General features: G+C 54.7%; 28 protein-coding genes and 1 pseudogene. 13 read left to right on the top strand and 16 right to left on the bottom strand.

The genetic code is table 11. The features are described 5' to 3' along the window. Positions 1 to 133 precede the first annotated feature (133 nt). A pseudogene (elbB, locus tag U9O48_RS20095) lies at positions 134 to 788 on the top strand (isoprenoid biosynthesis glyoxalase ElbB). Continuing rightward, the gene (gene mtgA, locus U9O48_RS20090) at positions 785 to 1,510 is read left to right on the top strand and encodes a monofunctional biosynthetic peptidoglycan transglycosylase (protein ID WP_324723080.1); all 726 of its coding nucleotides are present in this window, start codon (positions 785 to 787) and stop codon (positions 1,508 to 1,510) included. The pseudogene elbB and the gene mtgA overlap by 4 nt, the downstream one beginning before the upstream one ends. A gap of 8 nt (positions 1,511 to 1,518) precedes the next feature. Here the strand turns inward: mtgA and npr are convergent, their stop codons facing one another. From npr to U9O48_RS20035, 11 genes are all read right to left on the bottom strand, one after another. Further along, positions 1,519 to 1,791: a PTS phosphocarrier protein NPr gene (npr, locus tag U9O48_RS20085; protein ID WP_095283587.1), complete on the bottom strand. Its 273-nt coding sequence runs from the start codon at positions 1,789 to 1,791 to the stop codon at positions 1,519 to 1,521. Further along, positions 1,788 to 2,642 (bottom strand): RNase adapter RapZ, encoded by an 855-nt coding sequence (gene rapZ, locus U9O48_RS20080; protein ID WP_095283586.1) that lies wholly within the window; start codon positions 2,640 to 2,642, stop codon positions 1,788 to 1,790. Before rapZ ends, npr begins: the two co-directional genes overlap by 4 nt. 45 nt (positions 2,643 to 2,687) lie before the next feature. Beyond that, positions 2,688 to 3,179 (bottom strand): PTS IIA-like nitrogen regulatory protein PtsN, encoded by a 492-nt coding sequence (gene ptsN / locus U9O48_RS20075; protein ID WP_282491832.1) that lies wholly within the window; start codon positions 3,177 to 3,179, stop codon positions 2,688 to 2,690. Positions 3,180 to 3,261: 82 nt separating this feature from the next. Then, a complete protein-coding gene (gene hpf, locus U9O48_RS20070) occupies positions 3,262 to 3,549 on the bottom strand; it encodes a ribosome hibernation promoting factor (RefSeq protein ID WP_095283584.1) in 288 nt (95 codons plus the stop codon). A 22-nt stretch (positions 3,550 to 3,571) separates the two neighbouring features. Next, entirely contained in the window at positions 3,572 to 5,005 is a 1,434-nt protein-coding gene (gene rpoN / locus U9O48_RS20065) for an RNA polymerase factor sigma-54 (protein WP_285148132.1), read from the bottom strand. A 47-nt stretch (positions 5,006 to 5,052) separates the two neighbouring features. After that, on the bottom strand, positions 5,053 to 5,778 hold the full coding sequence (gene lptB / locus U9O48_RS20060; protein WP_059177326.1) for an LPS export ABC transporter ATP-binding protein: 726 nt from the start codon (positions 5,776 to 5,778) through the stop codon (positions 5,053 to 5,055). Positions 5,779 to 5,784: 6 nt separating this feature from the next. Next, entirely contained in the window at positions 5,785 to 6,339 is a 555-nt protein-coding gene (lptA, locus tag U9O48_RS20055; protein WP_282491830.1) for a lipopolysaccharide ABC transporter substrate-binding protein LptA, read from the bottom strand. Continuing rightward, entirely contained in the window at positions 6,308 to 6,883 is a 576-nt protein-coding gene (lptC, locus tag U9O48_RS20050; RefSeq protein WP_285145827.1) for an LPS export ABC transporter periplasmic protein LptC, read from the bottom strand. The genes lptA and lptC overlap by 32 nt, the downstream gene beginning before the upstream one ends. Next, positions 6,880 to 7,446: a 3-deoxy-manno-octulosonate-8-phosphatase KdsC gene (gene kdsC, locus U9O48_RS20045; RefSeq protein WP_095283580.1), complete on the bottom strand. Its 567-nt coding sequence runs from the start codon at positions 7,444 to 7,446 to the stop codon at positions 6,880 to 6,882. Before kdsC ends, lptC begins: the two co-directional genes overlap by 4 nt. A 14-nt stretch (positions 7,447 to 7,460) precedes the next feature. Beyond that, positions 7,461 to 8,447: an arabinose-5-phosphate isomerase KdsD gene (kdsD, locus tag U9O48_RS20040; protein ID WP_282491828.1), complete on the bottom strand. Its 987-nt coding sequence runs from the start codon at positions 8,445 to 8,447 to the stop codon at positions 7,461 to 7,463. A gap of 13 nt (positions 8,448 to 8,460) precedes the next feature. Then, positions 8,461 to 9,438, bottom strand: a complete 978-nt coding sequence (locus U9O48_RS20035) for a calcium/sodium antiporter (RefSeq protein ID WP_282491827.1) — start codon at positions 9,436 to 9,438, stop codon at positions 8,461 to 8,463. Positions 9,439 to 9,666: 228 nt separating this feature from the next. On the opposite strand from U9O48_RS20035, the gene mlaF reads away from it, so the two are divergent. The 7 genes from mlaF to murA all read left to right on the top strand — a co-directional run bounded on the left by mlaF (position 9,667) and on the right by murA (position 14,460). Further along, complete coding sequence (mlaF, locus tag U9O48_RS20030) at positions 9,667 to 10,479, top strand: phospholipid ABC transporter ATP-binding protein MlaF (RefSeq protein ID WP_282491826.1); 813 nt, start codon at positions 9,667 to 9,669, stop codon at positions 10,477 to 10,479. Between the two features lie 7 nt (positions 10,480 to 10,486). Further along, on the top strand, positions 10,487 to 11,269 hold the full coding sequence (gene mlaE, locus U9O48_RS20025; protein WP_282491825.1) for a lipid asymmetry maintenance ABC transporter permease subunit MlaE: 783 nt from the start codon (positions 10,487 to 10,489) through the stop codon (positions 11,267 to 11,269). 4 nt (positions 11,270 to 11,273) lie between these two features. Continuing rightward, positions 11,274 to 11,837, top strand: a complete 564-nt coding sequence (mlaD, locus tag U9O48_RS20020; protein WP_282491824.1) for an outer membrane lipid asymmetry maintenance protein MlaD — start codon at positions 11,274 to 11,276, stop codon at positions 11,835 to 11,837. Between the two features lie 3 nt (positions 11,838 to 11,840). Next, a complete protein-coding gene (mlaC, locus tag U9O48_RS20015; RefSeq protein ID WP_282491823.1) occupies positions 11,841 to 12,476 on the top strand; it encodes a phospholipid-binding protein MlaC in 636 nt (211 codons plus the stop codon). Further along, entirely contained in the window at positions 12,476 to 12,769 is a 294-nt protein-coding gene (gene mlaB / locus U9O48_RS20010; protein ID WP_324723079.1) for a lipid asymmetry maintenance protein MlaB, read from the top strand. The genes mlaC and mlaB overlap by 1 nt, the downstream gene beginning before the upstream one ends. A 125-nt stretch (positions 12,770 to 12,894) precedes the next feature. Further along, entirely contained in the window at positions 12,895 to 13,149 is a 255-nt protein-coding gene (gene ibaG / locus U9O48_RS20005) for a BolA family iron metabolism protein IbaG (RefSeq protein ID WP_282491821.1), read from the top strand. 51 nt (positions 13,150 to 13,200) lie between these two features. Beyond that, positions 13,201 to 14,460, top strand: coding sequence for a UDP-N-acetylglucosamine 1-carboxyvinyltransferase (murA, locus tag U9O48_RS20000; protein ID WP_282491820.1), 1,260 nt, complete (start codon positions 13,201 to 13,203; stop codon positions 14,458 to 14,460). A gap of 61 nt (positions 14,461 to 14,521) precedes the next feature. On the opposite strand, the gene sfsB is transcribed toward murA, so the two are convergent. Next, positions 14,522 to 14,809: a DNA-binding transcriptional regulator SfsB gene (gene sfsB, locus U9O48_RS19995; protein WP_282491819.1), complete on the bottom strand. Its 288-nt coding sequence runs from the start codon at positions 14,807 to 14,809 to the stop codon at positions 14,522 to 14,524. A gap of 229 nt (positions 14,810 to 15,038) precedes the next feature. After that, complete coding sequence (gene ispB / locus U9O48_RS19990; protein ID WP_282491818.1) at positions 15,039 to 16,010, bottom strand: octaprenyl diphosphate synthase; 972 nt, start codon at positions 16,008 to 16,010, stop codon at positions 15,039 to 15,041. Positions 16,011 to 16,267: 257 nt separating this feature from the next. Between ispB and rplU the strand changes: the two genes are divergently transcribed. The 4 genes from rplU to cgtA all read left to right on the top strand — a co-directional run bounded on the left by rplU (position 16,268) and on the right by cgtA (position 19,111). Then, complete coding sequence (gene rplU / locus U9O48_RS19985; protein WP_095284390.1) at positions 16,268 to 16,579, top strand: 50S ribosomal protein L21; 312 nt, start codon at positions 16,268 to 16,270, stop codon at positions 16,577 to 16,579. 19 nt (positions 16,580 to 16,598) lie between these two features. Further along, the gene (gene rpmA, locus U9O48_RS19980) at positions 16,599 to 16,856 is read left to right on the top strand and encodes a 50S ribosomal protein L27 (RefSeq protein WP_004385076.1); all 258 of its coding nucleotides are present in this window, start codon (positions 16,599 to 16,601) and stop codon (positions 16,854 to 16,856) included. A 95-nt stretch (positions 16,857 to 16,951) separates the two neighbouring features. Continuing rightward, entirely contained in the window at positions 16,952 to 17,917 is a 966-nt protein-coding gene (locus U9O48_RS19975) for a DMT family transporter (protein ID WP_285145822.1), read from the top strand. Positions 17,918 to 17,932: 15 nt separating this feature from the next. Continuing rightward, positions 17,933 to 19,111: an Obg family GTPase CgtA gene (gene cgtA / locus U9O48_RS19970; protein ID WP_285148136.1), complete on the top strand. Its 1,179-nt coding sequence runs from the start codon at positions 17,933 to 17,935 to the stop codon at positions 19,109 to 19,111. 33 nt (positions 19,112 to 19,144) lie between these two features. Here the strand turns inward: cgtA and pmrB are convergent, their stop codons facing one another. The 3 genes from pmrB to dacB are packed head-to-tail and all read right to left on the bottom strand — an operon-like array spanning position 19,145 to position 22,283. After that, on the bottom strand, positions 19,145 to 20,188 hold the full coding sequence (pmrB, locus tag U9O48_RS19965) for a two-component system sensor histidine kinase PmrB (RefSeq protein ID WP_324723078.1): 1,044 nt from the start codon (positions 20,186 to 20,188) through the stop codon (positions 19,145 to 19,147). Further along, positions 20,185 to 20,847 (bottom strand): two-component system response regulator PmrA, encoded by a 663-nt coding sequence (pmrA, locus tag U9O48_RS19960; protein ID WP_285148140.1) that lies wholly within the window; start codon positions 20,845 to 20,847, stop codon positions 20,185 to 20,187. The genes pmrB and pmrA overlap by 4 nt, the downstream gene beginning before the upstream one ends. Before the next feature lie 2 nt (positions 20,848 to 20,849). Further along, positions 20,850 to 22,283: a serine-type D-Ala-D-Ala carboxypeptidase gene (dacB, locus tag U9O48_RS19955; protein WP_324723077.1), complete on the bottom strand. Its 1,434-nt coding sequence runs from the start codon at positions 22,281 to 22,283 to the stop codon at positions 20,850 to 20,852. Positions 22,284 to 22,520: the final 237 nt, after the last annotated feature.

Raw genomic sequence — 22,520 nt, 5'->3', positions numbered from 1 at the left:
AATTTAGGCCGCACGCAGATAAGATAGCAAATCTTAAATGATTTGTTACAGGAATCAGTGAAATGTGTGAAGCATAGCGTTTTAATCAAAATTATTAATGTGCTTCAGACAGTTGGAGAGAAGGAACAGCGAAATGAAAAAGGTGGGTGTAGTCCTGAGCGGATGCGGCGTTTACGACGGCGCAGAGATTCACGAGTCCGTTCTGACGCTGCTTGCGCTGGCAAAACAGGGGGCTGAGGCCGTCTGTTTTGCGCCGGATAAAAATCAGGCAGATGATTATCAATCATTTGTCCGGTGAATCGATGCCTGAAACCCGCAATGTGCTGATTGAAGCCGCGCGCATTGCCCGGGGCAATATCCAGCCCCTGGCGCAGGCCAATGCCGATGAACTGGACGCCCTGATCGTGGCGGGTGGTTTTGGTGCGGCGAAAAATTTGAGTAATTTCGCAAGCCAGGGCAGTGAATGCCGGGTGGACGACGCGCTGAAAAACCTGGCGCAGCAGATGCACGCCGCGGGTAAACCGCTGGGCTTTATGTGCATCGCCCCGGCAATGCTGCCTAAGATTTTTGATTTTCCGCTGCGTCTCACCATTGGGACGGACATCGATACCGCTGAAGTGATCGAAGAGATGGGCGGCGAGCACGTCCCGTGTCCGGTGGAAGATATCGTTGTCGATGAGGACAACAAAATCGTCACTACCCCTGCCTATATGCTGGCGCAAAACATCGCCGAAGCGGCAACCGGCATTGAGAAGCTGGTGGAACGTGTTCTGGTGCTCTCCCGGTGAGTAAAAAACGGTCTCCTGTCGCGTGGGCGAAACGCATTTTGCTGCGCGTGGTGCTGGCGCTGGCGGTGTTCTGGGGCGGCGGTATTGCGCTCTTCAGCATTCTGCCGGTGCCGTTTTCTGCGGTGATGGTCGAGCGTCAGCTCGGCGCATGGCTGACGGGGGATTTCAGCTATGTGGCCCACTCTGACTGGGTGAGCATGGATGAGATCTCCCCCTGGATGGGGCTGGCGGTGATTGCGGCGGAAGATCAGAAATTCCCGGATCACTGGGGCTTTGACGTTTCGGCGATTGAAAAAGCGCTGGCCCACAATGAGCGCAACGAAAACCGCGTGCGTGGGGCTTCGACGCTTTCTCAGCAGACGGCTAAAAATCTGTTTTTATGGGATGGCAGAAGCTGGGTGCGAAAAGGGCTGGAGGCCGGTTTGACGTTAGGCATGGAAACCGTCTGGAGCAAAAAACGTATTCTGACGGTCTATCTGAATATCGCCGAATTTGGTGATGGGGTGTTTGGTGTCGAAGCGGCAGCTCAGCGCTATTTCCACAAACCTGCCAGCCGCCTGACGATCGCTGAGGCCGCGCTGCTGGCCGCCGTACTGCCGAACCCGATCCGCTACAGGGCGGATGCCCCGTCAGGGTACGTCCGCAATCGTCAGGCATGGATTATGCGCCAGATGCGACAGCTGGGCGGGGAAGGGTTTATGACCGGGAATAAATTGTACTAGATGAGGACTTAGTCCTCATCAAATCCAGCGTTGAACAGCGCCACGACCGCAGCCAGGGCTTCCACTTCCTGCGGGCCGGTCGCTTCCACTTCGATCTGACGTCCTTTTGCTGAATCCAGCATCAGCAGCGCAATCACGCTGTTGGCTTCTGCCTCTGTGCCTTCGTCGTTACGCAGCAGCACTTCGGCATCAAACCCTTGCATCAGTTCAAACAGCTTCATAGCCGGGCGGGCGTGCATGCCCAGCTTGTTGGTGATTTCAACAGTATGTTTTACGGTCATGTTTTACGTTTTTCCAGCGTGCGATGACGAGACTGAACGTTTTTACCGCGTGAGCGGAAATAATCGGCCAGCTGTTCGGCAATATACACCGAACGATGTTTACCGCCGGTACAACCAATTGCGACCGTCAGGTAGCTGCGGTTGTTGGTTTCCAGCATAGGTAACCATAGCTCAAGGTAGCTTCGCGTCTGGTAGATAAAATTGTGAACTTCTGTGTGCCGGTCAAGGAACGCCGCCACCGGCTTGTCCAGACCGGTCATTGGACGCAGTTTCGGATCCCAGTGCGGGTTCGGCAGGAAGCGCACGTCGAAGACATAATCCGCATCGATGGGAATGCCGTGTTTGAAACCAAAGGACTCGAACACCATCGTCAGCTCACGCTCGCGTTTGCCCAGCAGACGGGTACGCAGCATCTCTGCCAGTTCGTGAACGGACATCTCGGAGGTATCGACGATCAGATCCGCGCGGGAACGCAGAGGCTCCAGCAGATCGCTCTCTTCGTCGATGGCGCTCTCAAGCGACAGATTCTTGCTGGACAGCGGGTGCAGACGGCGGGTGTCGCTGTAGCGACGGATCAGCGTGTTACGGTCAGCGTCCAGGAACAGCAGCTGAGGTGTGAAGTTCTCCGGCAGGCTGTTCATTGCCTGCTCGAAGATTTCCGGGGATTCCGGCATGTTACGCACGTCGATACTGACGGCGGCAGAGATTTGCCGGTCCGCGAGTGTCCGCGCCAGGTCAGGCAGCAGCACCACCGGAAGGTTGTCGACGCAGTAAAATCCCATATCTTCAAGGGCGCGCAAGGCCACGGATTTCCCCGAGCCTGAACGACCGCTGACGATCATCAGCACCATGTTCCGTTTCTCCTCACGACTGCAGATGTGAAGGCCATCTCCTGGTTACGCATCATCCTGATTGCCTTCCGCTTCGGTGATAATTTGGTACAGCTCTTCATCACTTTGGGCTGCGCGCAGACGGCGGCAAATGGTTTTATCCGCCAGACGTTTTGCCACCAGCGAAAGCGTATGCAGATGGGTTTTCGTCTGGTCAGCGGGCACCAGGAGAGCGAAAAGCAAATCCACCGGCTGGTTATCAATCGCATCAAAAGCGATCGGCGTTTCAAGCTGCACAAAAACGCCGACGGCGCGTAGTGTGTCTTCTTCCAGTTTGCCATGTGGAATGGCAATGCCATTGCCGATGCCGGTACTGCCCATTTTTTCACGGGTCAGAATGGCCTCGAACACCACCTGAGGTGGCAGGCTTAACTGTTTAGCGGCCAGTTCACTGATGATTTCCAGAGCGCGTTTTTTGCTCTGGCAGTGAACGCCACTGCGGGTACATTCCTGGTTAAGGACATGACTCAATTGAAGCGAGGAATCGTTGTTCATCATAATTTCACCTAAGCGCTAACTGTACAAATGGCCTGTTGTGTTTCACAACAGGCCGCCCTGCACCCGTTAACTGCCCGGACAATTAGTGTTGTTTCAGTTTATCTTTATGTTTATTAAGCTGTCGTGCCAGCTTGTCAATCAAGCCGTCGATAGCCGCATACATGTCTTGCCCTTCCGCACTGGCATGGATTTCGCCCCCGTTGATATGCAGGGTTGCGTCCGAGATATGAGTCACTTTCTCCACTTTTAACACAATGTAGACCTGGTTGATCCTCTCGAAATACTGCTCCAGCTTGGCGAATTTGGTATTCACAAAATCGCGCAGGGCTTCAGTGATCTCGACGTTGTGTCCTGTGATGTTGAGCTGCATAGTGTCTTCCTTATCGGTTGTGTCAAACCAGTTGTTTACGCTGGTTAGACGGCGGAATGGATAAAGACTCTCGATACTTCGCAACAGTACGACGTGCCACCATAATACCCTGATCGGACAGCATGGTGGTTAACTTACTGTCACTCAGTGGCTTCGCGGGGTTTTCCGCGGCGATCAACTTCTTCACCAGAGCACGAATGGCCGTCGACGAGGCTTCGCCGCCGCCCTCGGTATTCACATGGCTGGAGAAGAAATACTTAAGCTCAAAAATACCGCGCGGGCTGTGCAGATACTTCTGCGTAGTCACGCGCGAAATGGTCGATTCGTGCATCTCGACGGCCTGGGCGATATCCGCCAGCACCATCGGTTTCATAAACTCTTCGCCCTGATCGAAAAACGCCTGCTGCTGCTCGACAATACAGCGACTGACCCGGAGCAAGGTATCATTTCGGCTCTCGAGGCTTTTGATCAGCCATCGCGCTTCCTGAAGATTGCTGCGGATGTATTGATTGTCGGAATCGTTGCGCACGCTGGTGCACATGGAGGCGTATTGCTGGTTGATCTGCAGGCGAGGAATGCTGTCGGAATTGAGTTCAACGGTCCAGCGGCCATTGTGTTTGCGCACCAGCACGTCAGGGATCACATACTCGGGTTCGCCGGTCTGGATCGACTGTCCGGGGCGCGGATCGAGGGACTGAATCAGATTCACCGCCTCTTTCAGCACATCTTCTTTCAGACGCGTGATGCGCATCAGGGAGCGGAAGTCGTGATTCGCCAGCAGATCTAAATGCTCGCTGATGATCAGCCGCGCTTCGTCGATCCACGGCGTCTCTTTGGCGAACTGGGAGAGCTGGATCAACAGACAATCGCGCAGATCTTTCGCTGCGACACCGACCGGATCAAAGCGCTGGATGCGCTTGAGCACCGCTTCGATCTCATCGAGATCGATATCGCCGTTGCCGACGCTCTCCAGAATATCTTCCAGCGAGACGGTCAAATAGCCGGTGTCATCCACGGCATCGACAATGGAGGTGGCAATCGCGCGATCGGTTTCGGTGAACGGCGTGAGCTCCACCTGCCACATCAGATAATCCTGCAGCGACTGGGTGGTTTCACCCTGATAGACGGGTAACTCGTCGTCCTGGTAGTCTGCACGCGTGCCGGAAGGCGTTCCGGCGGTGTAGATCTCATCCCAACTGGCATCGAGCGGGAGCTCGTCGGGCATCTCTTTTTGTTCGAGTGCGTCTGCCGTATCAAGGGATTCGGTGTCCTGCTTTTCCTGGGTATCTACCTCGTCATGAAGATCGGTTTGCTCCAGCAGTGGATTGCTATCCAGCGCTTGCTGGAGTTCCTGCTGAAGTTCTAACGTGGACAGCTGCAACAGACGGATCGCCTGTTGTAGCTGTGGCGTCATCGCCAGTTGCTGGCTGAGCCTTAATTGCAAACCTTGCTTCATGTTCAGAGCGTTTTTCCCCGCTTTGGCGTGACTTAACCTCTACCCTATCAGAGTCTGAAGTCTTCCCCAAGGTACACGCGCTTCACATGCTCGTCTTCGAGGATCTCAAGTGGCGTGCCGTGGGCGATTAAATGGCCCTGGCTGACGATATAAGCGCGTTCACAAACCGCCAGCGTTTCACGTACGTTGTGGTCAGTAATGAGCACACCGAGGCCGCTGTCGCGCAGATGTTCGATAATTCGCTTGATGTCGATGACGGAGATCGGGTCAACGCCCGCAAAAGGTTCATCCAGCAGGATAAATTTCGGATTCGCTGCAAGGGCGCGGGCGATTTCCACGCGGCGGCGTTCACCACCGGAGAGGGCCTGACCCAGACTGTCGCGCAGATGTTCGATGTGGAACTCTTCCATCAGCTCGTTGGCGCGATCCTGACGCTGTTCGGAGGTCAAATCATCACGGATTTGCAGGACCGCCATCAGGTTGTCGAAGACGCTCAGGCGGCGGAAAATCGACGCTTCCTGCGGCAGATAGCCAATCCCACGGCGCGCGCGGGCATGCAGCGGCAGCAGGCTGATGTCTTCATCATCAATGATGATGTTGCCCGCATCGCGCGGAACAATGCCGACGACCATGTAAAAAGTGGTGGTTTTGCCCGCACCGTTTGGGCCGAGCAGGCCCACGATTTCACCGGAGTTCACGGTCAGACTGACATCTTCCACGACGCGGCGGCCTTTATAGGCTTTGGCGAGGTTCTTTGCAGTTAATGTTGCCATAACGAATTAGTTACTCTTTTTCTGTGCCGGGGCCTGAGCTTTGTTCTTGTCCTGCAGCTGAGAAGGAACCAGAACGGTGGTGACGCGCTTACCTTTTTCGCTGAAAGCTTGCATTTTCTGCTCTTTCACGAGGTAAGTGATCTTATCGCCGGTGATGTTGCTATCCAGCTGTTCCAGATAGGCATTGCCGGTCAGGATGACGAGATCTTTCGCCAGCTCATAATGCATATGAGACGCGCGGCCTTTTACCGGCTTGCCGTTATCCTGCATCTGGTAGAAGGTGGCCGGATTGCCGTAGCCATCAATAATCTCTTTGCCCTGTTCGCCGCCCGGACGGGTGACAACCACTTTATCGGCGTTGATTTTGATCGTGCCCTGGGTCATGACCACGTTGCCGGTGAAGGTCACGACGTTACCCTGCATATCAAGCGACTGAGTGTCAGATTCGATATGAATCGGCTGCTCGGTGTCGCCCGTTACAGCAAGCGCGGGGAGGCTGGCGGCCAGCAGCGCGCTGGCAATGATAACTTTAAGGCTGAGTTTGTTTGTTTTGAATTTCATAGGAGGTTCTAACCTTTTCAATCAGCTCGGCGTTTTTGCTGCGTAAGTTCCCGCGCATTCTCAGACCGCTGGAATTAAATGTTGTGCCGTATAACGTCACCAGATCCTGCGACGTGACATCCTGGGTGACCAGGTTGATCTGGGCATTATCCGTAGTAATTTTGCGCAGTTGAGAATCTGGCGTCAGGGCGTTGACTTCAACATGACCATACAGATAAAGCATACGGTCATTCGTCAATTTTGCTCTGTCAGATTTAATCGACCACGTCGGAATTTTGTTGGTATCAAATGTGGTCATCACCGGTTGGGTAAACCACGAGATGCCATCATCGGAAAAATACTCTACATGCTGCGCAATCAGGCGATAGTTGAGCGCCCCTTCAGGGCTATAAACCACCGTGTCGCTGTGATCGCTTTTGTAGGTTGGTTCGCTGGTATTGACCACTTCATTCGGCGTATCGTCTTTATCAGCGAGATTCACGCCAATCAGAACCAGCACGGCCAGTGAAAGCAGAATGATAACCCAACGTCTGGTTTTACTCATATCGATTGCCCTTTGGCCTCATCAAGCTTGCCCTGTGCCAGCAATAACAGATCGCAGACTTCACGAACGGCACCACGGCCGCCGTTGATCCGGGTGACATAATCCGCGCGCGGGATTAGCAGAGGATGCGCATCCGCCACGGCGATACTCAATCCCACTTCCGCCATCACCGGCCAGTCGATCAGATCATCTCCCACATAGGCGACGTTTTCAGGGGCAATGGCCAGTTTCGCCAGCAAATCCCGGAACGCGACCATCTTGTCGGATTGTCCCTGATACAAATGGGTAATGCCTAATGTTTCGCAGCGATCTTCTACCAGTTTAGCCTTACGTCCGGTGATGATAGCAACTTCGATGCCGGATGTGATCGCGCAGCGAATTCCATAGCCGTCGCGGACGTTAAAGGCCTTCAGCTCTTCGCCGTTATTGCCCATAAAAATCAAGCCATCGGACAGCACGCCATCGACGTCCAGAATCAGCAGACGGATTTTCTCCGCCTGCGCCATCATTTGGGTACTGACCGGGCCATAACAGGTTGCAAGGGATGCACCCGCATTACTCATTGTCTTATCCTTCATTACACTACGCCTGCGCGCAGAAGATCATGCATATGTACCACACCCAGCAGTTGGTCGCCATCGGCAACCATGGCTGAGGTAATATGACGGGACTGCATCAGGTTCAACACTTCGACCGCCAGCGTACCCGGACGCACCCGAATTCCGCCCGGTGTCATCACATCTTTGATGCCCAGCGTGCGTACGTCGACGCCCATATCAAACACGCGACGTAAATCCCCGTCGGTGAAGATCCCTTCGATCTTCATCAGGTCATCACAGATGACGGTCATGCCAAGATTTTTCCGGGTGATTTCCAGCAGCGCATCGCGCAGCGAGGCATCTTTACTGACGTGGGGAATTTCATCGCCCGTGTGCATAATATCATTCACGCGCAGCAGAAGTTTACGTCCCAGCGCGCCGCCCGGGTGAGAGAGGGCGAAATCTTCCGGGGTAAACCCGCGCGCTTCGAGCAGTGCGACGGCGAGGGCATCGCCCATCACCAGCGCCGCAGTGGTGCTGGAGGTGGGCGCCAGGCCGAGTGGGCAGGCCTCTTTCGGGACTTTCACGCACAGGTGAATGTCCGCCGCGCGCGCCATGCTGCTCTCCGGGCGGCTGGTCATGCAAATCAGGGGAACGTGCAGACGCTTCAACACCGGGATCAGTGCCAGAATTTCGTTCGATTCACCGGAGTTGGACAGGGCAATAACCACGTCCTGCGGTGTGACCATCCCGAGGTCACCGTGGGCGGCTTCACCCGGATGCACGAAGAATGACGATGTTCCGGTGCTGGCGAAGGTCGCGGCCATTTTACGGCCAATGTGGCCCGATTTGCCCATCCCCATCACCACGACTTTACCGGCGCAGGAGGCTATTCTCTCGCACGCATGGGTAAAATCCTGATTAATATATTGATCTAACTGCGCCAGACCTTCACGTTCTATCTCCAGAACTTGTTTGCCTGCTTTCTGAAAGTCAAAACCCGGCTGCAATTCTATGTGCGACATAATGCGTTTCCGTTTACCCAGAGAGAAGAGGCGACAGCCAGTACAGCATCGCCATCCATACGATAAAACCACCCGTCAGCAAGGCGCCAGCCCCTTTGCCTATCTGCTGTTTTCGCCGCCAGCAGAGCAGGGCGAAAATCACGCTGACTAACAGCATCACTCCGTAATCGCGGGAGAAGGCCAGCGGATTAAATGCCCCTGGCGCAATCAGTGCGGGTAAACCCATGACGATAGCGATGTTGAAGATATTCGAGCCAATGATATTGCCAATCGCAATATCACCTTCGCCTTTACGTGCGCCCGCAATCGCCGTCGCCAGTTCTGGCAAACTGGTGCCTATCGCAATCACGGTCAGGCCAATGGTCAGTTCACTGATGGCGAAGTAGTTGGCCAGCACCGTGGCGTTATCGACCACCATTCGGGTGGCCATCGGCATAATAATCAGCGCCACCCCGAGCCACAGTAGCGCAACGGGCAGGGTGCCTTCGCGCGGCAGTTCGGCCACCTGTTCCCGCGTCAGGCTGTCGTTACCCTGTTTTTCCGCCAGTCGGGCGATTTTAACAATATAGAGCAGCCAGATGATCGCCAGCGCCAGCAGTAAAATACCGTCGTCGAAGGTGAGCTGACCATCATAAAGCACATAGCCCGCCAGCAGGCTGACAATTAACATTAGCGGCAATTCGCGGCGCAGAACATCAGAATCCACGCGAAATGGATGCAGCAGCGCGGCAAGGCCGAGGATCAATAAAATGTTGACGATATTCGAGCCGATCGCCGTGCCGATGGCGAGATCAACCTGACCATGGAGCGATGCGGACACAGAGACAATAATTTCCGGGAGCGATGTCCCGACGCTGACGACCGTCATGCCAATAATCAGCGGTGGTATGCCGAAGAGTCTGCAAAGGATGGATGCGGCAAAAACCAAACGGTCAGCACTGTAGACCACCAACAGTAAACCAATTATTAACAGTGCCGTTGCTAAAAGCATCAAAAATCCTTTATTCAGGTATACTCGCCGGTCCACTGAGAAAGAATCTCTGGCGCCGCATGCAGTCTGTAGACGTAACGAATTCCTAATTTTGACTTTATGCGCCGGAAAAGTAAAACAAATGCCAGCTTTCGCTAACCTGCGCGGATAATTATCTGTAAAAATGTCGGGTTTAAGGCTGAATTAAGCGCCATGCTTAACCTTGATGGGGAAAGAAAGGAACGTTCAATGAGCCAAACGACGGCGAATTTAGTCGATGTCCGCGACGTCAGCTTCTCGCGCGGAAACCGATTGATATTTGAAGACATCACATTGACGGTGCCGCGGGGCAAGATCACGGCGATCATGGGGCCCTCCGGCATCGGCAAAACCACGCTGTTGCGTCTGATCGGCGGACAGATCCCGCCGGACCGCGGCGAGATTCTCTTCGACGGTGAAAACGTGCCGGAGATGTCGCGCTCACGCCTGTATACCGTTCGCAAACGCATGAGCATGCTGTTTCAGTCGGGCGCGTTATTCACCGACATGAATGTCTTTGACAACGTGGCTTATCCGCTGCGCGAGCATACCCGTTTACCCCCGGAACTCCTGAAAACGACGGTGATGATGAAGCTCGAAGCGGTGGGCCTGCGCGGTGCCGCCAAACTGATGCCGTCAGAACTTTCCGGCGGCATGGCGCGTCGTGCTGCGCTGGCGCGCGCCATTGCTCTGGAACCGGACTTAATCATGTTCGACGAACCCTTCGTCGGCCAGGATCCTATTACTATGGGCGTGCTGGTGAAGCTCATTTCAGAACTGAACAGCACGCTGGGTGTCACATGTATTGTGGTCTCCCACGATGTGCCGGAAGTACTGAGTATCGCGGATTACGCCTACATTGTGGCGGACAAAAAAATCGTCGCCCACGGTGGTGCACAGGCGTTGCAGAACAACAGCGACCCGCGCGTTCGCCAGTTCCTCGACGGTATTGCGGATGGTCCTGTACCGTTCCGCTATCCGGCGGGTGACTATCATCACGATTTACTGGGAATAGGGAGTTAAGCCGCTGATGCTGTTAAATGCGTTGGCCGCCCTTGGACACCGTGGCATAAAAACCATCAGGACGTTCGGGCGTGCCGGGTTGATGTTATTCAATGCGCTGGTGGGTAAGCCGGAATTTCGCAAGCACTCCCCGCTGCTGGTACGTCAGCTCTATAATGTCGGCGTGTTGTCGATGCTGATTATCATCGTGTCGGGTCTGTTTATCGGCATGGTGCTGGGTCTGCAGGGCTATCTTGTACTGACCACCTACAGTGCGGAGACCAGTCTCGGAATGCTGGTGGCGCTTTCGCTGTTGCGCGAGCTGGGTCCGGTGGTGGCGGCGTTGCTGTTTGCCGGGCGCGCGGGATCTGCGTTGACCGCCGAAATTGGCCTGATGCGCGCGACGGAGCAGCTCTCCAGTATGGAGATGATGGCCGTCGATCCGCTGCGTCGCGTTATCGCGCCGCGCTTCTGGGCGGGAGTTATCTCTCTGCCGCTGCTGACCATCCTCTTTGTGGCGGTAGGCATCTGGGGCGGTTCGTTGGTGGGCGTTCAGTGGAAGGGCATTGATGGAGGTTTCTTCTGGTCCGCGATGCAGGATGCTGTCGATCTGCGAATGGACCTGGTGAACTGCCTGATTAAGAGCGTGGCATTTGCTATCACTGTGACCTGGATTGCGTTGTTCAATGGGTATGACGCGATACCGACTTCTGAGGGCATCAGTCGCGCGACTACGCGCACTGTGGTTCATTCGTCGCTGGCCGTCCTTGGCCTGGATTTTGTGCTCACCGCACTGATGTTTGGGAATTGAGTTCATGCAAACAAGAAAAAGTGAAATTTGGGTAGGTGTGTTCCTGTTGCTGGCGCTGCTGGCGGCGCTGTTTATCTGCCTCCGGGCGGCGGATATCACCTCCATTCGGACTGAACCCACTTATCGTCTCTATGCGACCTTCGATAATATCGGTGGTCTGAAGGCGCGTTCTCCGGTGCGCATCGGCGGCGTGGTGATTGGCCGCGTCTCGGACATTACACTCGATGAAAAAACCTATCTGCCGCGCGTGGAGATGGATATCGAAGAGCGTTACAACCACATCCCGGACACCAGTTCGCTGTCTATCCGCACCTCAGGTCTGCTGGGTGAGCAATATCTGGCGCTGAACGTCGGCTTTGAAGACCCGGAACTGGGAACGTCTATTCTTAAAGACGGCGGCGTGATTCAGGATACGAAGTCAGCCATGGTGCTGGAAGATATGATTGGTCAGTTCCTTTACAGCGGTAAAGGGGATGACAAGAAATCTGACGAGTCCTCTGCACAGAGTGAAGGCCCAACTGACGCCGCACCGGCCCCTGGTGCGACGAATTCATCTCAGGAGAAGTAATTCATGATTAAACGACTGTTAATGGTTGCCATGCTGGTGATTGCCCCGTTGACCTCAGCTGTCGCTGCGGATCAGAGCAACCCCTACAAACTGATGGACGAAGCGGCGCAGAAGACTTTTGACCGCCTGAAAAATGAGCAGCCTAAAATTCGTGCCAATCCGGATTACCTGCGTGACGTGGTCGATCAGGAACTGCTGCCGTATGTGCAGGTGAAATACGCGGGTGCACTGGTGCTGGGTCGTTACTACAAAGACGCGACTCCTGCGCAGCGTGATGCTTACTTCGCCGCTTTCCGTGAATACCTGAAACAGGCTTACGGCCAGGCGCTGGCGATGTACCACGGCCAGACCTATCAGATTGCCCCGGAACAGCCGCTGGGCGACGCGACTATCGTGCCAATCCGCGTGACGATTCTCGATCCGAACGGCCGTCCTCCGGTTCGTCTGGATTTCCAGTGGCGTAAAAACACCCAGACCGGCCACTGGCAGGCGTATGACATGATCGCCGAAGGGGTGAGCATGATCACCACCAAGCAGAACGAGTGGAGCGACCTGCTGCGCACCAAAGGCATTGATGGCCTGACCGCACAGCTGAAATCGATCTCCAGCCAGAAAATTTCTCTGGACGAGAAAAAGTAATGACACAGCAATTCAACTGGGCGCGTGAAGGCGACAAGCTAATGTTGTCAGGTGAGCTCGACCAGGATCTGCTGAATCCGCTCTGGGATGCGCGTCATGAAGCTATGCAGGGCGTGGCGCTGATCGATTTAAGCAACGTCACGCGAGTGGATACGGCAGGCGTGGCCCTGCTGGTTCATCTGGTGGCGGAAGGCAAAAAGCAGGGAGCTGCGGTCGCGCTAAGCGGCGTCAGCGAAAAGGTGCTTACGCTGGTGCAGCTCTATAATCTGCCTGAAGACGTATTGCCTCGCTAATATTTTCAGTGCGTTACTTCTGAAAGCCTCGACTGTTTCAACGTCGGGGCTTTTTGCCTGTTTAAGCCTGCGCCACTTTGCTCTAAGATGTTGGGCTTGTTTCACTACCCGATGATGTAGAACCCATGGAAAATCATGAAATCCAGACAGTGCTGATGAACGCACTCTCCCTTCAGGAAGTCCACGTCACTGGCGATGGCAGTCACTTTCAGGTTATTGCTGTGGGTGAATTTTTCGACGGCATGAGCCGTGTGAAGAAACAGCAGGCTGTCTACGCGCCGCTGATGGAATACATTGCGGATAACCGCATCCATGCTCTGTCGATCAAAGCCTATACCCCGCAAGAGTGGGAACGCGATCGCAAGTTAAACGGTTTTTGAGCTGAGGGTGTTTAGCCCGCAGCACGGTTGAATTCATAAGAGAGCATATTCATGGACAAATTTCGTGTACAGGGGCCTACGCGTCTCCAGGGCGAAGTCACAATTTCCGGCGCGAAAAACGCCGCGCTGCCGATCCTCTTCGCCGCACTGCTGGCGGAAGAGCCGGTAGAAATCCAGAACGTACCGAAACTGAAAGATATCGACACCACCATGAAGTTGCTCACTCAACTGGGCACCAAAGTGGAACGTAACGGTTCCGTATGGATCGATGCCAGCAAGGTAAACAACTTCTCCGCACCCTATGACCTGGTGAAAACCATGCGTGCCTCCATCTGGGCGCTTGGCCCGCTGGTGGCGCGTTTTGGTCAGGGTCAGGTTTCTCTGCCGGGTGGCTGCGCCATCGGTGCGCGTCCGGTTGACCTGCACATCTTCGGCCTCGAAAAGCTGGGCGCGGACATTAAGCTGGAAGAAGGTTACGTGAAAGCCTCCGTCAATGGCCGCCTGAAAGGCGCGCACATTGTGATGGACAAAGTGAGCGTAGGCGCGACCGTGACCATCATGTCAGCGGCAACGCTGGCAGAAGGCACCACCGTTATCGAAAACGCCGCGCGTGAGCCGGAAATCGTCGATACCGCGAACTTCCTCGTTGCGCTGGGTGCGAAAATCACCGGCCAGGGCACCGATCGTATTACCATCGAAGGCGTTGAGCGCCTGGGTGGCGGTGTCTACCGCGTTCTGCCAGACCGTATCGAAACCGGTACTTTCCTGGTGGCGGCAGCTATTTCTGGCGGCAAAATCATGTGCCGTAACGCCCAGCCGGATACGCTGGATGCGGTTCTGGCGAAACTGCGTGATGCAGGTGCCGACATCGAAGTCGGTGAAGACTGGATTAGCCTCGATATGCACGGTAAGCGTCCGAAAGCGGTGAACGTGCGTACCGCACCACACCCGGCTTTCCCGACGGATATGCAGGCGCAATTCACGCTGCTGAACCTGGTAGCGGAAGGGACAGGCTTTATCACTGAAACCATCTTCGAAAACCGCTTTATGCACGTCCCGGAACTGATCCGTATGGGCGCGCATGCGGAAATCGAAAGCAACACGGTCATTTGCCACGGCGTGGAAACACTGTCTGGTGCGCAGGTGATGGCGACGGATCTGCGTGCGTCTGCGAGCCTGGTGCTGGCGGGTTGTATCGCGGAAGGCACAACGATTGTGGATCGTATCTACCACATCGATCGTGGCTACGAACGTATTGAAGACAAACTGCGTGCGCTGGGTGCCAATATCGAGCGCGTGAAGGGCGAGTAATCGTTCCGGCAGCCCCCTGCCAGTTTGACCGGGGGGTTGCTGTTCCTGTCTGTAAAAAGCGTCAGTTCTGGCGCTCTTTTTCCTGCACTTTCTGGCGCATCATGCGCGTTCTGTCGATAAATTCGTGCGTAATGGGATCGTGGTAACGCGAGGGCCAGATTATCCAGGGCTGTGTTTCCAGCGCGTTGGCGATGATTAATTCACCTTTCGGCCAGGGGCGGGTTAACGCGTTTGCCAGCGTTGATGAACTTAATCCACTGCGCCGTGATTCGGCTGCCAGCGATGTCCCTCTTTTACGCAATGCCGCAATAATGTCGGCCGAATGCCAGTCGATAAACTGCTTATCCATATGCTGTCCTTTGGTTTAAATGCGTCCACGTCATGTCGGCGGAACTGACGGTGGCGATTATACCTTCTTCGAACATCGGTTCTAAAAAGTTCGAATAACAGGATGCAATATTCAGAATATAACAGGGCTTTATTCACGCGGCCTGTAAGCCGATTATCTAACAGGAATAGATGCTTTATTGGAGCTTTTTGGAATCTCCCCGTGAGGCCACGGGGAGAGCGTGTGAGGCTTAACGATCGCGCTGAACGGCGATGTGGGCGAGCCCGATAAGCGCGTCACGCCATGGGCTGTCTGGGATAACCTGAATGGCGGCAATCGCTTTATCCGCTTCTTCTTCCGCACGCTGACGCGTCCAGTCGAGGGATCCACAGATTGCCATTGTTTCCAGTACGGGTTCCAGAAGGTGTCGACCGTTTCCTTGTTCGATGGCTTCGCGGATCAGCTTCGCCTGGTCCGGTGTGCCGTTACGCATTGCGTGCAGCAGCGGCAGGGTCGGTTTGCCTTCGTTCAGGTCGTCACCGACGTTTTTGCCCAGCGTTTCGCCATCGGCGCTGTAGTCGAGCAGATCGTCGATCAGCTGGAACGCAGTGCCAAGGTAGCGGCCATAATCCTGCAGACCACGCTCTTGCGCCTCAGTACAGCCCGCGAGAATTCCGGAGCACTGAGCCGCGGCTTCAAACAGGCGCGCGGTCTTGCTGTAGATGACACGCATGTAGTTTTCTTCAGTGATGTCCGGGTCGTTGACGTTCATCAACTGCAGGACTTCGCCTTCAGCAATCACGTTGACCGCCTCTGACATCACTTCCAGCACTTTGAGCGAGCCGAGGCGAGTCATCATCTGGAAGGCGCGGGTATAGATAAAATCGCCCACCAGGACGCTTGCCGCGTTGCCAAAGGCCGCGTTCGCGGTGGCTTTACCGCGACGCATATCGGATTCATCCACCACGTCGTCATGAAGCAGCGTGGCTGTGTGGATAAACTCAATCAGGGCCGCAATATTGACGTGATCATTTCCCTGATAGCCAACGGCTCTCGCCGCCAGGATGGCGATCATCGGGCGGATGCGTTTCCCGCCGCCACTGACAATGTAATAACCCAACTGATTGATGAGTTGAACATCAGAGTTGAGTTGCTCCAGGATTGCTGCATTCACACCCGCCATATCTTGCGCGGTTAACTCGTTGATTTTTTCTAAATTCATCGCAAAAGCCGGGCTTCTTATTCTGTTTAGCGCATGACAACTGGGCTAATGAAGGTTTCGGTTTATCAATAGTATTGCTGATTGTACTGAAAAAACGGCTCAGATAAACGTTAGCGTACGCGTTGTGTTTTTTTTCTTCATGTATTGATGGTAGCACTTGTCAAAGGCTCGCGTTTTGCGTAATATTCGCGCCCTATTGTGAATATTTATAGCGCACTCTGAATCACACGAGGATGTGCGCGGAAGCGGAGTTCTATATGTACGCGGTTTTCCAAAGTGGTGGTAAACAACACCGAGTAAGCGAAGGTCAGACCATTCGCCTGGAAAAGCTGGACATCGCAACTGGCGAAGCTGTTGAGTTCGCTGAAGTTCTGATGATCGCAAACGGTGAAGAAGTCAAAATCGGCGTTCCTTTCGTTGATGGCGGCGTGATTAAAGCTGAAGTTGTTGCTCATGGTCGTGGCGAGAAAGTTAAAATCGTTAAGTTTCGTCGTCGTAAACACTACCGTAAGCAGCAGGGCCACCGTCAGTGGTTCACTGATGTGAAAATTACTGGCATCAGCGCCTAAGACCTGAGGAGAGATTTAAATGGCACATAAAAAGGCTGGCGGCTCAACTCGTAACGGTCGCGACTCAGAAGCTAAACGTCTTGGCGTTAAGCGTTTCGGTGGCGAATCTGTTCTGGCGGGTAGCATCATCGTTCGTCAACGTGGTACCAAATTCCACGCTGGCAACAACGTAGGTTGCGGTCGTGACCACACTCTGTTTGCTAAAGCAGACGGTAAAGTGAAATTTGAAGTTAAAGGCCCGAACAACCGTAAATACATCAGCATCGTTGCTGAGTAAGTTTTTCGTGGTCCGGTAACGGATTAAAGCCCCGCAACGTGTTGCGGGGCTTTTTACATTGAAAACCCGGAAAATTTTCTGCAGGGAAAACGGGCATGAAACAGCAGGCTGGCATCGGCATTCTTTTGGCACTCACGACAGCGGTGTGCTGGGGGGCGTTGCCAATTGCAATGAAGCAGGTCCTGGAAGTGATGGAACCGCCTACGGTGGTGTTTTATCGCTTTCTGATGGCCAGTATCGGCCTTGGCGCGATTCTGGCGATAAAAGGCAAACTGCCGCCGCTGCGGATTTTCCGTAAGCCACGATGGCTGGTGCTTCTGGCTATTGCGACGGGCGGTCTGTTCGGTAACTTCATTCTGTTCAGCTCTTCCTTGCAATATTTGAGTCCTACCGCGTCCCAGGTGATTGGCCAGCTTTCACCGGTTGGCATGATGGTGGCCAGCGTCTTTATCCTTAAGGAAAAGATGCGGGGCACGCAGGTCATCGGGGCAATCATGTTGCTGTGTGGTCTGGTGATGTTCTTTAACACCAGCCTGATTGAGATCTTTACCCGACTGACGGATTACACCTGGGGTGTGATTTTTGGCGTCGGGGCAGCAACGGTCTGGGTGAGCTACGGCGTCGCGCAAAAGGTGTTATTGCGCAGACTTGCCTCACAGCAGATCCTCTTTTTGCTGTACACTTTGTGTACGATAGCACTACTGCCGTTAGCGAAACCGGGTGTGATCACCCAACTGAGCGACTGGCAACTGGCGTGCCTCATTTTTTGTGGGCTTAACACGCTGGTCGGTTATGGCGCGCTGGCCGAAGCGATGGCGCGTTGGCAGGCAGCACAAGTGAGCGCATTGATTACGCTTACGCCGCTGTTTACGCTGTTATTTTCAGATTTGTTATCAATGGCCTGGCCCGATTTCTTCGTCAAACCGATGTTAAACCTGTTGGGTTATCTCGGTGCGTTTGTCGTGGTTGCGGGCGCGATGTATTCCGCCATTGGTCATCGTCTTTGGGGACGTTGGCGCAAAAGTGAAGCGGTTGTAGTTGTCCCCCGCTCAGGCGAATGATTTACGGAGAGTAAGATGAAGTTTGTTGATGAAGCAACGATCCTGGTTGTTGCAGGTGATGGCGGTAATGGTTGCGTGAGCTTCCGCCGTGAAAAATACATTCCTCGTGGCGGCCCAGACGGCGGCGACGGTGGAGATGGTGGTGACGTGTGGTTAGAGGCGGATGAAAACCTCAACACGCTGATCGACTACCGTTTCGAAAAATCTTTCCGCGCTGAGCGTGGTCAGAATGGTCAGAGCCGCGACTGTACCGGTAAACGCGGTAAAGATGTCACGATTAAAGTGCCAGTCGGTACGCGCGTTATCGATCAGGGTACGGGCGAAACCATGGGTGACATGACCAAACACGGTCAGCGTCTGATGGTGGCTAAAGGCGGTTGGCACGGTCTGGGTAACAGCCGTTTCAAATCTTCCGTGAACCGCACTCCGCGTCAGAAAACGATGGGTACGCCGGGCGATAAACGCGATCTGCAGCTGGAACTGATGCTGCTGGCGGACGTGGGTATGCTGGGTATGCCAAACGCCGGTAAATCTACCTTCATCCGTGCCGTTTCTGCGGCGAAACCAAAAGTGGCGGATTATCCGTTCACCACGCTGGTGCCAAGCCTCGGCGTTGTCCGTATGGATAACGAAAAGAGCTTTGTGGTCGCTGACATCCCGGGTCTGATTGCGGGTGCAGCTGAAGGTGCGGGTCTGGGTATTCGCTTCCTGAAACACCTCGAGCGCTGCCGCGTCCTGCTGCATCTCATCGACATCGATCCGATCGACGGCTCTGATCCGGTTGAGAATGCGCGCGTCATCATCGGCGAGCTGGAAAAATACAGCGATAAGCTGGCCGCTAAGCCACGCTGGCTGGTCTTCAACAAGATCGACCTGATGGACAAAGCCGAAGCAGAAGCCAGGGCGAAAGCCATTGCTGAAGCGATGGGTTGGGAAGAGAAATACTACCTGATCTCTGCGGCAAGCCAGATGGGCGTGAAAGATCTCTGCTGGGATGTGATGACGTTTATCATTGAGAACCCAATTGCTCAGGCAGAAGAAGTGAAAGGGCCTGAGAAAGTTGAGTTCATGTGGGATGACTATCATCGCCAGCAGCTCGAAGAACAAGAAGTTGACGTCGAAGATGACGAAGACTGGGATGATGACTGGGACGAAGACGACGAAGAAGGTGTCGAATTCATCTACAAGCACTAATCCGCTTAGAAGCCCCCGATAGGGGGCTTTTTTTTAACTCAATTTTGACGGCAGCCAACAGCTGGCGATTAACCCGCCCTCAGGCGCATTATCCAGCGTCAGGTTGCCACGATGCAGTTGCACGATGCGCTGAACGATACTCAGCCCTAAACCACTCCCGCCATAGCGCTGGTCGAGACGACGGAACGGCTCGGTAATCGAATGCCGATGCGCTTCATCAATGCCCGGTCCCTGATCGATGACACTGACCTGGCTTCCTTCTTCGTGCTCGGTTAACGCCACTTCGATGGTCGTTCCTGCCGGGCTATAGCGCGCCGCATTCTCCAGTAAATTACGCAGCATCAGACGCAACAGAACCGAGTCTCCCTGAACGGTCAGCGAGCTATGCTCGGGCCAGATGATGCGGTGATCTTTCGCCTCATGCTCCAGTGCCAGCGGCGCGATAATATGATCTGTCCAGTTGACCGTATCATAATGGCCGCTCGCCAGTGCCTGGCCCGCTCGCGCCAGCATCAGCAGCTGTTCAACCGTGTGCATCAGCTGATCGATACGATTAATCAACGTCGCAGCCTGCGGTGAGCCTGACTGGACCATCAGTTCCAGATGGAGTCGAATACCGGCCAGCGGTGTACGCAGCTCATGGGCCGCGTCAGCGGTGAATAATCGCTCCTGCTGGATGGTGTGGTCCAGACGGGCAAGAAGCTGGTTCAGAGAGGTCGTGACCGCGCCGATCTCTTCCATATCGGAATAAACAGGCAGAGGGGTGAGATTATCCGCCGAGCGATTGGCAAGGCTGTCGCGAAGTTTGTTGAGCGGGCGTGTAATCCAGGTGATGGCCCAGAAGGAGAAGAGCAGGGTAAAACCGACCATCACCAGGGAAGGCACCAGCAGCGAGGCGATAGCTTCGCGGATCTCTTTCTCTACGTGCTGGTTACGCGCTTTGGCGGATAACGTCTCGCTCACCAGAAAGCCGATCTGCTCGCGGCTTTCATGCCACAGCCAGACCACGCTAATCAGCTGGAAAAATAACAGAATGACCGCCAGCAAAACCATTAATCGCCGACGCATGCTGTTCATTTTTGACTCTCCAGGCGATAGCCTACGCCGCGAACGGTTTTGATACGGTCTTTGCCAAGCTTGCGCCGCAGATTGTGAATATGTACTTCAAGGGTGTTTGAGCCCGGATCATCCTGCCAGGAGTAGATATCCTGCTGGAGTGTTTCGCGGTGAACCGTCTGCCCGGTACGCATAATCAGGCGCGTCAGCAGGGCAAACTCTTTCGGCGTGACTTCCACGGGCTCGGCATTTCGCAACACCTGCTGCGTTTGCAGATTCAGCGTCAGATCGCCATCCGTGACCAGATTGTCGCTGTGGCCCTGATAGCGGCGAATCAACGCACGAACGCGAGCCTGGAGCTCCGCCAGGGCAAAGGGTTTGACCAGATAGTCATCGGCACCGGAGTCCAGACCATTAATTCTGTCTTCCAGAGCGTCTCGCGCCGTCAGGATCAGCACCGGGTTCTCGACGCCACGGCGGCGCCACTGGGTGAGCAGGGTCGCGCCGTCTTTATCGGGCAGCCCTAAATCCAGGATCACCAGACTGTACTCGCCGCTTTGAATCAGCGAGTCAGCCTCTGCCGCGGTGGCGGCACAATCTAGCGCGTATCCTTCGTTGGCTAGCGCCAGCGCCAGCCCTTCCTGTAATAACAGGTCGTCTTCCACAATGAGTAATTTCATCGCTAGTTATTCTGGTAGATGTCCTTGTAGAGCCTGCTTTCGAAACGCACCAGAGGGATACGGCGATTGCGCTGGTCGCTCGGTTCGACGGCATAGCCGGAGAGATACTGCACAAATGCCATGCGTTGACCGCTGGCCGTCGTAATAAAGCCCGCAAGGTTGTATACGCCCTGCAGTGAACCTGTTTTGGCGGAAACCTTGCCGTCTACGCCCGCGGCGTGAAGGCCAGCGCGATACTGCAGAGAGCCATCGTAACCCGCCAGCGGGAGCATTGAGATGAAGTTTAGCTCAGTGTCGTGCTGCGCAATGTACTGAAGAACCTGCATCATTGTTGCAGGCGAGATCAAATTATGGCGCGAAAGGCCGGAACCATCGACCGCAATAGTGTTACCAAGGTCGATCCCCGCCTGCTGGCGCAGGATCTGGCGGACGGCATCAGAGCCAGCGCGCCAGGTACCAGGCACACCAAAACGGGCATGACCAATCATGCGGAACACCGTATCGGCAATCATGTTGTCGGACTTTTTCAGCATAATCTTAAGCAGATCGTGCAGGGGCGCAGACTGTTTGCTGGCAATCACCGTTCCGGGCTCATTGGCCTGCGTCTGGCGCAGCAGCGTACCAGAATAGCTGATATTGGCTTGTTTTAACTCATCTTTCAGGATGGCACCGGCGTAGCTTGCCCCGTCCTGGATGGCAAACGCCAGCGGCAGCGGATCGGCGCGCTGGGTCAGACATCCGGTCAGGGTGAAGTGGTTCAGATCGCCTGGCACCACGTCCAGCTCACAATATTGCGCATCGGGCGAACCTTTCGCCAGCGTGCGGACCTGGCTGAACATCGTCACCGGGTAATAGGACGCCACGCGGATAAAGGCTAAATCATCGGCCTTCGGCGCGCTGTAGAGCGAGACAGAGAAGCAGTTGCGGTCGACAATCGCGGCAGCGGGCGGGGCGCTGAAGCACTGGGTCATGTCGTTCCACGGCCAGCCTGGCGCTTTATCGTGGCTGGCAAAAATGGAGGTATCGATCAGCACGTTGCCGTCGATTCTCTGCACGCCGGATTTTTTCAGCACCGCGACCATGTTGCGGATATCCTGGCGCTTAAAGGTTGGATCGCCGCCAAAACGGGCGATTAAATCCCCTTTCAGGACGCCACCATCCACGCTGCCTTTACTCTCCAGCGTCGTGGTGAAGCGGAAGTCTGGTCCCAGCTGCAATAGCGCAGCCAGAGCCGTTATCACTTTCTGTGTACTGGCGGGGAGTGCCATCTGCTGGCTGTGATAATCAATCTCCGGCGCCTGGGCACCCACTTTTTGCACCATCAGCGCAAGGTTAGCGCCAGCAGGGAGTTGATTAATATACTCATCAACATTCGCTGCCTGGACAGTGAACGCCACACTGGTAGTCAATCCGATGATAAATCTGGAAAATCGCATAATCTCGCGCTAACAACCCGTAAACAAACCGTCATACTACGGTGCAACGCCCTGTAAAGTAAACGATGACCCATAGTGAACTTCGCGGTAAAATACGCATCAAATTGAAAAATTGCTGCTGACCTGGAACTTTGCTTCCGGGTCAGTTTTCTTTTGCTCCCGACCTGTGACAGGCTGTGACGCCTGCGAGGCCGGAAGTCGGAGTGAGTCCGTCGCTCCCAACAGGAATGTTTAAGA

Source organism: Lelliottia sp. JS-SCA-14 (assembly GCF_035593345.1).
Taxonomy (GTDB): Bacteria; Pseudomonadota; Gammaproteobacteria; order Enterobacterales; family Enterobacteriaceae; genus Enterobacter; species Enterobacter wanjuensis.
Note: the sequence above shows the minus strand (reverse complement) of the source record. Positions and strands in the feature narration are given on the sequence as shown.

What these genes read in the sequence shown, in the direction of transcription:
- mlaC (WP_282491823.1), top strand. Translation starts at nt 11,841, where the DNA reads ATGATTAAACGACTGTTAATGGTTGCCATGCTGGTGATTGCCCCGTTG.
- mlaB (WP_324723079.1), top strand. Translation starts at nt 12,476, where the DNA reads ATGACACAGCAATTCAACTGGGCGCGTGAAGGCGACAAGCTAATGTTG.
- ispB (WP_282491818.1), bottom strand. Translation starts at nt 16,010, where the DNA reads ATGAATTTAGAAAAAATCAACGAGTTAACCGCGCAAGATATGGCGGGT.
- lptB (WP_059177326.1), bottom strand. Translation starts at nt 5,778, where the DNA reads ATGGCAACATTAACTGCAAAGAACCTCGCCAAAGCCTATAAAGGCCGC.
- U9O48_RS20035 (WP_282491827.1), bottom strand. Translation starts at nt 9,438, where the DNA reads ATGCTTTTAGCAACGGCACTGTTAATAATTGGTTTACTGTTGGTGGTC.
- kdsD (WP_282491828.1), bottom strand. Translation starts at nt 8,447, where the DNA reads ATGTCGCACATAGAATTGCAGCCGGGTTTTGACTTTCAGAAAGCAGGC.
- kdsC (WP_095283580.1), bottom strand. Translation starts at nt 7,446, where the DNA reads ATGAGTAATGCGGGTGCATCCCTTGCAACCTGTTATGGCCCGGTCAGT.
- mlaE (WP_282491825.1), top strand. Translation starts at nt 10,487, where the DNA reads ATGCTGTTAAATGCGTTGGCCGCCCTTGGACACCGTGGCATAAAAACC.
- ptsN (WP_282491832.1), bottom strand. Translation starts at nt 3,179, where the DNA reads ATGATGAACAACGATTCCTCGCTTCAATTGAGTCATGTCCTTAACCAG.
- murA (WP_282491820.1), top strand. Translation starts at nt 13,201, where the DNA reads ATGGACAAATTTCGTGTACAGGGGCCTACGCGTCTCCAGGGCGAAGTC.
- mlaD (WP_282491824.1), top strand. Translation starts at nt 11,274, where the DNA reads ATGCAAACAAGAAAAAGTGAAATTTGGGTAGGTGTGTTCCTGTTGCTG.
- U9O48_RS19975 (WP_285145822.1), top strand. Translation starts at nt 16,952, where the DNA reads ATGAAACAGCAGGCTGGCATCGGCATTCTTTTGGCACTCACGACAGCG.
- npr (WP_095283587.1), bottom strand. Translation starts at nt 1,791, where the DNA reads ATGACCGTAAAACATACTGTTGAAATCACCAACAAGCTGGGCATGCAC.
- dacB (WP_324723077.1), bottom strand. Translation starts at nt 22,283, where the DNA reads ATGCGATTTTCCAGATTTATCATCGGATTGACTACCAGTGTGGCGTTC.
- lptA (WP_282491830.1), bottom strand. Translation starts at nt 6,339, where the DNA reads ATGAAATTCAAAACAAACAAACTCAGCCTTAAAGTTATCATTGCCAGC.
- ibaG (WP_282491821.1), top strand. Translation starts at nt 12,895, where the DNA reads ATGGAAAATCATGAAATCCAGACAGTGCTGATGAACGCACTCTCCCTT.
- rpmA (WP_004385076.1), top strand. Translation starts at nt 16,599, where the DNA reads ATGGCACATAAAAAGGCTGGCGGCTCAACTCGTAACGGTCGCGACTCA.
- hpf (WP_095283584.1), bottom strand. Translation starts at nt 3,549, where the DNA reads ATGCAGCTCAACATCACAGGACACAACGTCGAGATCACTGAAGCCCTG.
- pmrA (WP_285148140.1), bottom strand. Translation starts at nt 20,847, where the DNA reads ATGAAATTACTCATTGTGGAAGACGACCTGTTATTACAGGAAGGGCTG.
- lptC (WP_285145827.1), bottom strand. Translation starts at nt 6,883, where the DNA reads ATGAGTAAAACCAGACGTTGGGTTATCATTCTGCTTTCACTGGCCGTG.
- cgtA (WP_285148136.1), top strand. Translation starts at nt 17,933, where the DNA reads ATGAAGTTTGTTGATGAAGCAACGATCCTGGTTGTTGCAGGTGATGGC.
- rplU (WP_095284390.1), top strand. Translation starts at nt 16,268, where the DNA reads ATGTACGCGGTTTTCCAAAGTGGTGGTAAACAACACCGAGTAAGCGAA.
- rapZ (WP_095283586.1), bottom strand. Translation starts at nt 2,642, where the DNA reads ATGGTGCTGATGATCGTCAGCGGTCGTTCAGGCTCGGGGAAATCCGTG.
- rpoN (WP_285148132.1), bottom strand. Translation starts at nt 5,005, where the DNA reads ATGAAGCAAGGTTTGCAATTAAGGCTCAGCCAGCAACTGGCGATGACG.
- mlaF (WP_282491826.1), top strand. Translation starts at nt 9,667, where the DNA reads ATGAGCCAAACGACGGCGAATTTAGTCGATGTCCGCGACGTCAGCTTC.
- pmrB (WP_324723078.1), bottom strand. Translation starts at nt 20,188, where the DNA reads ATGAACAGCATGCGTCGGCGATTAATGGTTTTGCTGGCGGTCATTCTG.
- sfsB (WP_282491819.1), bottom strand. Translation starts at nt 14,809, where the DNA reads ATGGATAAGCAGTTTATCGACTGGCATTCGGCCGACATTATTGCGGCA.